This is a genomic window from Vibrio sp. M260118 (genome assembly GCF_036533755.1).
Classification (GTDB): domain Bacteria; phylum Pseudomonadota; class Gammaproteobacteria; order Enterobacterales; family Vibrionaceae; genus Vibrio.
Genome location: NZ_JATABG010000542.1, coordinates 1 through 1,662, shown reverse-complemented (window position 1 = coordinate 1,662; position 1,662 = coordinate 1). Strand labels below are relative to the sequence as shown.

The 1,662-nt window shown below is 45.4% G+C and carries 2 protein-coding genes; both read right to left on the bottom strand.

What is annotated here, in order from left to right:
- Positions 1-11: 11 nt before the first annotated feature.
- On the bottom strand, positions 12-1,253 hold the full coding sequence (fabF, locus tag QTO00_RS19335) for a beta-ketoacyl-ACP synthase II (protein WP_331426196.1): 1,242 nt from the start codon (positions 1,251-1,253) through the stop codon (positions 12-14).
- Between the two features lie 90 nt (positions 1,254-1,343).
- Complete coding sequence (gene acpP / locus QTO00_RS19330; RefSeq protein ID WP_004406112.1) at positions 1,344-1,577, bottom strand: acyl carrier protein; 234 nt, start codon at positions 1,575-1,577, stop codon at positions 1,344-1,346.
- Positions 1,578-1,662: the final 85 nt, after the last annotated feature.

The window sequence follows — 1,662 nt, the reverse complement described above, 5'->3', positions numbered from 1 at the left end:
GCTGTGACTATTTAGATCTTTTTGAACACTAGCGAGCCGTTAGTACCGCCGAAGCCAAATGAATTACAAATTGCGTATTCCATTGATACTTCTTTCGCTGTGTGTGGCACAAGATCAATGTCTAAGCCTTCTTCTGGGTTATCTAAGTTGATGGTTGGCGGAACAATCTGATCAACCAAAGACATAACCGTAATGATCGCTTCTACTGAGCCTGCAGCACCAAGTAGGTGACCTGTCATCGACTTAGTTGAAGAAACTTTAACTTGCTTAGCACCTTCTTCGCCAAGAGCACGTTTAACGCCTTTGATCTCAGCAACGTCACCAGCTGGTGTAGAGGTACCGTGCGCATTTACGTAACCAACTTGAGTACCTGTGATACCCGCGTCACGCATTGCTGCTTCCATCGCTAGCGCACCACCTGAACCATCTTCAGATGGAGAAGTCATGTGGTAAGCGTCACCCGACATACCAAAGCCAACAACTTCAGCATAGATCTTCGCGCCACGCGCTTTTGCGTGTTCGTATTCTTCAAGAACCATCATACCTGCGCCATCACCTAGAACGAAACCGTCACGGTCTTTGTCCCAAGGGCGAGATGCTTTTTGTGGCTCATCATTACGAGTAGAAAGTGCTTTCGCAGCACCAAAGCCTGCCATACCTAGTGGTGTCGATGCTTTTTCTGCACCACCTGCAACCATAGCTTCTGCATCACCGTATGCAATCATACGTGCAGCATGGCCGATGTTATGTAGACCTGTAGTACACGCCGTCGAGATCGCGATATTAGGACCGCGAAGACCACGCATAATAGATAAGTTACCTGCAACCATGTTTACGATGGTTGATGGTACGAAGAATGGGCTAACTTTGCGCGGACCTTTTTGAACCAAAGCAGTGTGACCCGCTTCAATAAGATCTAAGCCACCAATGCCTGAACCGATAGCGACGCCAACGCGAGCAGCATTTTCTTCATTAATTTGTAAACCAGAGTCATCTAAAGCTTGGATGCCAGCTGCGATACCGTATTGGATAAATAGATCCATTTTACGTGCATCTTTTTTTGACATGTACTCAGTACAGTCAAAATCTTTCACTAAGCCCGCAAAGCGAGTAGAGAAATTTTCAGTATCGAAGTGCTCGATATTCGAGATACCACTTTGACCTGCTAGCAGAGCTTTCCAAGATGATTCTACGGTGTTGCCTACCGGTGACAACATACCCATGCCAGTGACAACAACACGACGCTTGGACACGATTTTATTCTCCGGAATTGAAATGATTCTATGGAAGGATAGAAGGGTTAAAAAGAACACAGGCGGCCAGAAGGCCGCCTGGGAGAGATATTACTGAGCGCTGTTTACGTAGTCGATTGCAGCTTGAACAGTAGTGATTTTCTCAGCTTCTTCGTCTGGAATCTCAGTGTCAAATTCTTCTTCTAGAGCCATTACTAGTTCAACAGTGTCTAGAGAATCAGCACCTAGATCGTCAACGAATGAAGCTTCGTTTTTAACTTCTGCTTCGTCTACACCTAGCTGTTCAACAATGATTTTCTTTACGCGTTCTTCGATGTTGCTCATTTTTTCTTTTCCTTTACAGATTTCGCCTAATGCGATGATTCAGTAGTTTATTCGAACTACCGAAAGTTGCAAGAGGGACCTTGCT